We start from the raw sequence: 8,284 nt of genomic DNA, 5'->3' as shown, positions 1-8,284 counted from the left end.
TCAAAACATCAGTTTTGTTAGATGCAGTTCCCGTTGAATCAGGAAGCCCCATCCTCTAGGGCGGCAGGGTGGGGTAGTTCACTATATCCTTATACGCTGGGTTAAACACGGAAGCAGAGACAATTTTTTTGGCGAAATTATGCTTCGACAACCGACTACTGACAAGAGGCAACCGAACGATGGCAGAAACTTATTTACTAGATAAACTTAAATCTGTTGAGCAAACCTTTCAAGAGCTAACTCTGAGATTAGCGGATCCTGAGATTGCGACAGATCCTGACGAATTTCAACGGGTAGCTAAAACTAGATCTTCCCTAGAAGATGTGGTTAATGCCTACCAGGAGTGGAAAACAACTCAGACGGAGTTGGCGGGGGCTAAACAAATCCTCCGAGAGACAGGGAATGATCCTGAACTCAAGGAAATGAAAGAAATGGCAGCTTTGGAGGTGGAAGAACTAACTACAAAGTTGCAAGAGTTGGAAACACGGCTGAAAATTCTCCTGCTGCCCCAAGATCCTAATGATGATAAAAATATCATGTTAGAGATTAGGGCAGGTACTGGCGGGGATGAGGCAAGTATTTGGGCGGGGGATTTGGTGCGGATGTATTCCCGCTATGCTGAAACTAAGGGTTGGCGGGTAAGGCTACTGAGTGAGTCCCTGGCTGATATGGGGGGATTTAAAGAGGCGATTCTGGAAATTCAAGGCGATCGCGTTTATAGTCAGCTTAAATTTGAAGCGGGAGTTCATCGAGTCCAGCGAGTGCCAGTAACGGAAGCAGGGGGGCGGGTTCATACTTCGACGGCAACGGTGGCAATAATGCCAGAAGTTGATGATGTGGAAGTGCAAATTGACGCTAAAGATATTGAGATGACCACGGCTAGATCGGGAGGTGCAGGGGGTCAGAACGTAAACAAGGTGGAAACGGCAGTTGATTTGTTCCACAAACCGACGGGTATTCGGGTATTCTGTACGGAAGAACGCAGTCAGCTAAAAAACCGGGAACGGGCTATGCAGATTTTGCGGGCTAAGTTATACGAGGCTAAACTGCGGGAACAACAGGATGCTGTGACTTCTATGCGGCGATCGCAGGTGGGGACAGGTTCGAGGTCGGAAAAAATCCGCACCTATAACTATAAGGATAATCGGGTGACAGACCATCGTCTAGGTCATAATTTTTCCCTAGCCCCAGTATTGGAAGGGGGAATAGGAGATTTGATCCAAGCGTGCGTGATTCAGGACCAACAGGAACGATTGGCACAATTAGCAGAATCAACTACTCCTGCATCTGTATAATAATAGCGATCGCTCTTTTGTAACCAAAGATCAACTATGATTGGGGAAAATAAACCGGGTTGATGTGAGAATTTTTCGTTCCTCATCAAAGATTTAACCAAGGAACCCGGTTTCTAGTCGGGGGGGGTTCTGCGATCGTGTTACGGGAAACAGAGCTGAGTGGAAAAACAGCACCATTACTCCCGAGATAGCAAACAGTGCAAGTGCAGTCTGATGTTGAGAAATGGGTAAAAACAAACTCAAACTGATGGTAGTTGATGACGAACCCGATAACCTCGATTTGCTGTATCGGATATTTCGCCGTGAATTTCAGGTATTTCGAGTAGATAGCCCAACGGAGGCTTTACAATTACTGGAAACTGAAGGGGAAATGGCGATCATAATTTCGGATCAGAGTATGCCAGAAATGACCGGACTTGAGTTTCTCAGTAAAACTGTGGCCCTTTTTCCAGACACAATTAGGATTTTGCTGAGTGGATACTCCCCAGAAACTCTAGAAGCGTCCGGCGAAAATTTAGAGGCGGCGCAATTGTTTCAGTGCATTACTAAGCCCTGGGACCCGACAGTGTTCGAGGCTACCATTAAAGATGCTAAAGCAGTTTACCAGCAGCGACAAGGTGCAGAAAATTCGTCAACAACCAACCCCTAATTTGATAACCTTTAGCCATAACTCCAGAAATGGTTGATTTTTGTTAAGATCGAATGCGGGTATGTGATTTTTGGCTTTGATGGCAGTGTAGGAAGATATTGCATAATCTTCCTAGGAAACGGATCTAATGGAGAAACCGCCGCCCGTACACGGTTGTCAGTTAGTTTCCCCTGTCAAGATTTCCTGGCCCCACTGTTTAACATATTTTCGTCCTAGGAGACTGTTGATGCTGCGACTAGAACATATTAGCAAAATCTATCCCACAGGTACTATTCTTAAAGATATTAACTGGGAAGTTAAACCAGGCGATCGCATTGGTTTAGTGGGGGTAAATGGGGCGGGAAAGTCTACCCAACTGAAAATTATAGCCGGAGAAATTGAACCCACATCGGGGGAAGTTATTAAGCCATCAAGTCTACATATCGCCTATTTAACCCAGGAATTTGAAGTTGATCCGGCGCGCACCGTCCGAGAAGAGTTTTGGACGGTTTTTGGTGAGGCTAACGACACCCATGCAGCTTATGGAGAAGTTCAGCGAGAGATGGAAACGGCTGATCCGGATCGCCTCGATGAGTTAATTCATAAGTTGGATAAACTCCAACGTAAATTTGAATCCCTTGATGGCTACGGCTTAGAAGCTAAAATTGAGAAGATTTTACCGGAAATGGGGTTTGACTCGGAAGATGGCGATCGCTTAGTTAGCGCCTTTAGTGGTGGCTGGCAAATGCGTATGAGTTTAGGTAAAATTCTTCTGCAAGAACCAGATTTACTGCTACTGGACGAACCGACAAACCACCTCGACCTAGAAACTATCGAATGGCTAGAAATTTACCTCAAGGGTTTAACTACCCCGATGGTAATTGTTTCCCATGACCGGGAGTTTTTAGACCGTCTCTGTACTCAAATTGTGGAAACTGAACGGGGAGTTTCTCGGACTTATTTAGGGAATTATTCCGCTTATTTGCTACAAAAGGCTGAGGCTGAGGCAGCTCAATTAAGTGCCTATGAACGCCAGCAAAAGGAACTCGAAAAACAACAGGAATTTGTAGAAAGATTTAGGGCGAGTGCGACCCGTAGCACCCAAGCTAAAAGTCGCGAAAAACAGTTAGATAAAATCGAAAAAATTGAGGCTCCTACAGCTTCTTTAAAAACGCTGAAATTCCACTTCCCACCGGCTCCTCGTAGTGGTCGGGATGTGGTGAATATTAAAGATTTGGTGCATACCTATGATGATAAAATTCTCTTTTTGGGGGCGGAATTGCTGATTGAGAGAGGCGATCGCATAGCTTTTCTGGGTCCTAATGGTTGCGGTAAATCTACCTTACTTCGCATGATTATGGGGTTGGAAACCCCCAGCGAAGGAACTGTATCCCTAGGAAAACATAATGTGATTCCGGGTTACTTTGAACAAAATCAAGCGGAAGCCTTAGACTTGAGTAAAACAGTTATGGAAACTATCCATGATGAGGTTCCGGACTGGAAAAATGAGGAAGTCCGCACCCTCCTCGGTCGGTTTTTGTTTAGTGGTGAAACTGTATTTAAAAAAGTTGGTTCTTTGAGTGGTGGTGAAAAGGCGCGGCTGGCTTTGGCTAAAATGTTGCTGCAACCGGTGAATTTGTTGATTTTGGATGAACCAACTAATCACTTGGATATTCCGGCTAAGGAAATGATGGAATCAGCTTTACAGGAGTATGAGGGAACGGTTTTGCTGGTCTCCCATGACCGTTACTTTATTTCTCAGGTGGCTAACAAAATTGTGGAAATTCGTGATGGTGAGTTTCGGGTTTATCTGGGAGATTATCACTATTATTTAGATAAGTTGGCTGAGGAAAAAGAACAGGAACGAGAAGCTAAATTAGCAGCCGAAAAAGCCGCGAAAAAGGCGGCTAAGGCGGCTAAGAAAAAGGCAGGGGCTAAAGGTAGATAGTTACTGAGTCAACAATTCCCCCTAGACACATTTAGGGGGATATACAACTGGGCTTTCGGGTGTTTATTAATTGAGTGGTGAGTAGGGGCTAAATTATGCGATCGCTCTATTAGGGTTCCTCCCTTGATTACAACTGAGGTTAAGTTATGTTAAAGTTGGTTTGTCGTAGTGATGTTTAACCTGGTAGCGATCGCATCTGATCTTACACTTCCTTTAGACTCCAAGGGGGTGCAACTAGACTGCTAATTTTATCAGCAACCATCAGTGTGTCGTAACTATCGCCATCAATTGTAAACAAAATTCCATCCACCAGTGGCTTAGGCGAATAGTCCCGCAATAATTGAAATAAACAGGGTGAAACTTTCTGAATTTCCAGTTTCAGTGTTTTCATGTCGTTGCCTCACTTGATAGTTTAATGAGCCATTAATATCTATTATAATTGATCCCTATGGTTTTGGGGGATTTTGGGGAAAGTATTAGTAATACTCAATTGGGGTATCTAAATCAGCCAATAAATTAATCATATAATTAGCTAAAACCACAGCGTTCATGGTATAATAGCGTTTTCGCCTCATCACCAATTTACTATTTCAGAAAACTGTGAAAAAAGTGTGAAAAGCGACAGAATTTAATATTACCCTTGGGTGGTGGACTTGGTATTTATCAGATACAACTGGGCCGGAATTGGTAACAGAGCGATCGTAAAAGGAACTAAACTGGGTAAACTATAAGTATTCGGAGAAGTTGGGTGCGTTACAGGGCCACTAATGGATCACCTCTTAAATAGGGAATTCAGAGTAGAGTTAGGTAGCGCACCATTTTTATTAAACTAGACCCCTCGTGTCATGAATACTGTCTTACTGGTTGAAGACTCCCTCACCCAAAGAGAATGTCTGTCCTACCAATTAACCTGGAGTGGTTTGGAAGTCATCCCCGCCTCTGATGGCTTGGAGGCTTTAGATAAGTTACAGCAGGTCTGTCCAGATGTAATTTTGTTGGACGTGGTGATGCCTAAATTGGACGGCTACAAAACCTGTCGTCTGATTAAATCCAACCCTGACACTCAAAATATCCCAGTTATATTTTTAACGGGACAAGAACAGAATCTGGCTGTATATGAAGGCATTAAACACGCCGAAGCCTATGTCAGTAAACCCTGGCGAACTAAAGAACTTTTGCAGACCATTAAATGGGTGACAGTGGCTGCTAAATCTCAACCCACAGTTAATTCTGCTCAAGCCTGGTTTAACTATTTTTTCTTAATTGTCAAAATTATTGATGTCTGTTTTATCTCTAAAAGTCAACCCGATAAGTATGCACTGCAAATAATGAAACTTTATAAGTCAGCAATTCAAGCTCTTGAACACACGCTTATCTGCAATCCTAATTATCCTCAAGCCCGTCAATATTATCGGATAATTAATCATAGATATCAAATTTTTAAAAAAGAATTACAGGCAAATCATTCCTGCCAAATATGTCGCTATTTTTATGGTCAGGATGGCATCAATTGTGCTGTGCATCCTGGGGGTCCAGAATCTCAGATGTGTCCTGATTGGAAATTGTAGGGGCGTAAAATTTACCAGGATTTAATTAAAAAACCGAAACTTAGCCCCCAACAACTTTATAGATTTTCTGGGAGTTTTATTAGTTCCCTCATAGCTTGTTCAAGTTCGCTCATGAGAAACTTTTTGTCTTTGTCTATTTTAGCATAATAATCCGGCGGTGGCAACTCCGGCTGAAAATAAATTAATTTAATCCGATCTGGACTAATGCAAATCATCAAAACTTCTATCTCGGGTTTATATCCGTCGATAATTCCGAGGATTTCCTGTAATTTATTATCCGCATTTTTGTTGAGGAGTTCAATGGCTGATTTGGGACAAAAAACAAAGTGAGGAGTGGGCTTTAGGTCAATACCTAAAGTTCCCGGTTCGCTTTCTCCTTCCAGGTGAACCCCCCAAGCTAAGGCGGCGAGTTGTGGATGGTGATTTTCGACAAAGCGATCTAGTTGTTTTTGCCAGCCATTTTCGTCTACAGGGGTGGGGGTAATATTCATTAGACCAGAATTCCGTTAATTTCTCAATCTATTGTATATTTATTCGTCCTAGGAGGGTATCCTAAGTTTTAAGGAATTGATGGTCATAACTACACTGACAGTTGCGCTGTTGGTAAGAAATATTTAATCTAAAAAACCGTCAATAATTCCTGGTTCGATAACTCAACCGGAAAATTACGCTAACTAATTGTCCGGATATTAGGGGTGCAAGTTGAAAACAGAATTAAGCGCGATCGCTATTCTGTTTAGCCGTTGAAACTTACCCTTTTTGCACCCATGAGTTTTACTGCCTTTGAGTTTGAAAATTTTAGTTTTAATCCGGATCCTCAGTCAGATACTACGGGAATTTCCCCTGATCCGATTTCCACAGCCACTGGTATTCAGGCGCACAATTCCATAACTGTCTTAACTTTGGGTCAAGTTTCATCAGAACCCACTGAGAACTCCGATTTTATCCTCGGTACAGAATTCGATGATATCATCTTTGCTTTAGGGGGAGATGATACGGTCTATGGTTTAGATGGCGATGATATTATTGGCGGAAATGAAGGTAATGATTTCTTACATGGAAATCAGGGTAATGATACCCTCTATGGCGGTCAGGGGGATGATACGCTTAGAGGTGGAAAAGGCAATGATGTGCTATTTGGTGATCGTGGTGATGACCTGTTATTTGGCGATCGCGACCATGATACATTATTTGGAAATCAAGGTAATGATACTCTATATGGCGGTCAGGGTAATGATCTCCTTTATGGCGGTAAAGGGGATGACTTATTATTTGGCGATCGCGGAAATGATACACTAATTGGCGATGAAGGTTCTGATACTCTCACAGGTGGAGAAGGAAATAACTGGTTTTATATTGGTTTAAATACAGGAGGATTTACCCCTGCTAGAACCAATTTTATTATGGATTTTGATATTAATAAAGACTCGATTGGTTTATTACATGATCTCACTTTTGAATCTTTAAATATTTATCAGGGTTCCGGTGTATATGCTACAGATACAATTATTCAAGACCGCGCTACTAACGAATTTTTGGCGATTCTGAAAAATGTAAATAGCGATAGTTTTAAGGCTACTATCTTCCCTTCAGATGAAGCCACACCGACACCAGAACCCACACCAGAATCTACAGTTTTACCAACTCCGACACCGGAACCGACACCGGAACCGACACCCGCACCGACACCGGAACCGACACCCGCACCGACACCCGTACCCACACCCGTACCCACACCCGTACCCACACCGACTCCAGAGATAGATAGTGACCTGGGAATTGTAGGGTTTAGTATGGATGAAATCGAAGTTATTGAAAGTGCAGGAACTGTTATAATTACAGTAGAAAGAACGGGAAATATTGATGAGCCAGGAACTGTAGATTATGCGACGGTAGATAATACAGCGATCGCCGGAGAAGATTACATCGCTACTAGCGGCACGCTGATTTTTGCTTCCGGTCAGGATAGCAGACATATTACCCTTGAAGTTATCGATGACAATGAAGTAGAAGATACGGAGCAATTTCAGATAGTTCTCAGTAATCCTACTGGTGATTTAACTTTAGGCGATCGTGATACACTAACATTTAATATTATTGATAATGATATTCCTAATCCGGGTGTGTTCAATTTAGAGTTCACAGATATCGAAGTAGAAGATATTGGAACCGCCAGCATTACGGTAGAACGTACAGAAGGAAGTCATGGTGAAATTACCATAGATTTTGCTACCGCTGATGGTACTGCTATTGCTAACATTGATTACATACCCGTATCAGGAACCCTAACTTTTGCGCCGGGAGAAACCAGCCAAACCATTAGCGTTGAGATTATTAATAATAACGAAAGAGAAGGGGATAAAACCTTCACTTTAAGTTTAAATAATCCCGCTGATGACGCAACTTTAGGAAGTCAATCTACAGTTACATTTACTATCTTAGATCCTGATATTTCTAGACCCGAACCGGAACCGATTCCTGAACCGGAACCTGAACCGGAACCGGAACCGACTCCTGAACCGGAACCGACTCCTGAACCGGAACCGACTCCTGAACCGGAGCCGGAACCTGAACCGGAGCCGGAACCTGAACCGGAGCCGGAACCCGAACCGGAGCCGGAACCCGAACCGACTCCTGAACCGACTCCCGAACCGGAGCCGGAACCCGAACCTGAACCCGAACCTGAACCGGAATCGACTCCCGAACCTGAACCGGAACCGACTCCCGAACCGGAGCCGGAACCTGAACCTGAACCGACTCCCGAACCGGAACCGGAACCGACTCCCGAACCGGAGCCGGAACCGGAGCCAGAACCCGAACCGACTCCTGAACCGACTCCTGAACC

Annotated in this window: 7 protein-coding genes (1 of these 7 cut by a window edge); 5 read left to right on the top strand and 2 right to left on the bottom strand. The window is 43.6% G+C overall.

Annotated elements, in window-relative coordinates:
- Positions 1-179: 179 nt before the first annotated feature.
- The 3 genes from prfA to P5674_RS15080 all read left to right on the top strand — a co-directional run bounded on the left by prfA (position 180) and on the right by P5674_RS15080 (position 3,871).
- On the top strand, positions 180-1,295 hold the full coding sequence (gene prfA, locus P5674_RS15090) for a peptide chain release factor 1 (RefSeq protein WP_006616840.1): 1,116 nt from the start codon (positions 180-182) through the stop codon (positions 1,293-1,295).
- Positions 1,296-1,518: 223 nt separating this feature from the next.
- Positions 1,519-1,944, top strand: a complete 426-nt coding sequence (locus tag P5674_RS15085; protein WP_006616841.1) for a response regulator — start codon at positions 1,519-1,521, stop codon at positions 1,942-1,944.
- A 226-nt stretch (positions 1,945-2,170) separates the two neighbouring features.
- Entirely contained in the window at positions 2,171-3,871 is a 1,701-nt protein-coding gene (locus P5674_RS15080; RefSeq protein ID WP_006616842.1) for an ABC-F family ATP-binding cassette domain-containing protein, read from the top strand.
- Between the two features lie 202 nt (positions 3,872-4,073).
- Here the strand turns inward: P5674_RS15080 and P5674_RS15075 are convergent, their stop codons facing one another.
- Positions 4,074-4,262, bottom strand: a complete 189-nt coding sequence (locus P5674_RS15075) for a hypothetical protein (RefSeq protein WP_006616843.1) — start codon at positions 4,260-4,262, stop codon at positions 4,074-4,076.
- A gap of 454 nt (positions 4,263-4,716) precedes the next feature.
- On the opposite strand from P5674_RS15075, the gene P5674_RS15070 reads away from it, so the two are divergent.
- Complete coding sequence (locus tag P5674_RS15070) at positions 4,717-5,439, top strand: response regulator (protein ID WP_006616844.1); 723 nt, start codon at positions 4,717-4,719, stop codon at positions 5,437-5,439.
- Positions 5,440-5,495: 56 nt separating this feature from the next.
- On the opposite strand, the gene ccmS is transcribed toward P5674_RS15070, so the two are convergent.
- On the bottom strand, positions 5,496-5,930 hold the full coding sequence (gene ccmS, locus P5674_RS15065) for a beta-carboxysome assembly chaperone CcmS (RefSeq protein ID WP_006616845.1): 435 nt from the start codon (positions 5,928-5,930) through the stop codon (positions 5,496-5,498).
- Positions 5,931-6,206: 276 nt separating this feature from the next.
- Here ccmS and P5674_RS15060 point away from each other — a divergent pair, with 276 nt between their 5' ends.
- Positions 6,207-8,284: the start of a Calx-beta domain-containing protein gene (locus P5674_RS15060; RefSeq protein ID WP_315670075.1), read on the top strand. It continues 2,425 nt past the right edge of the window; only the first 2,078 of its 4,503 coding nucleotides appear in the window; it begins with the start codon at positions 6,207-6,209; its stop codon lies off the right edge, out of view.

Origin of the sequence: Limnospira sp. PMC 289.06 (assembly GCF_032350395.1) — a bacterium.
In the GTDB taxonomy this organism is placed as follows: Bacteria; Cyanobacteriota; Cyanobacteriia; order Cyanobacteriales; family Microcoleaceae; genus Limnospira; species Limnospira platensis.
This window is presented reverse-complemented; position numbering and strand designations above follow the sequence as displayed.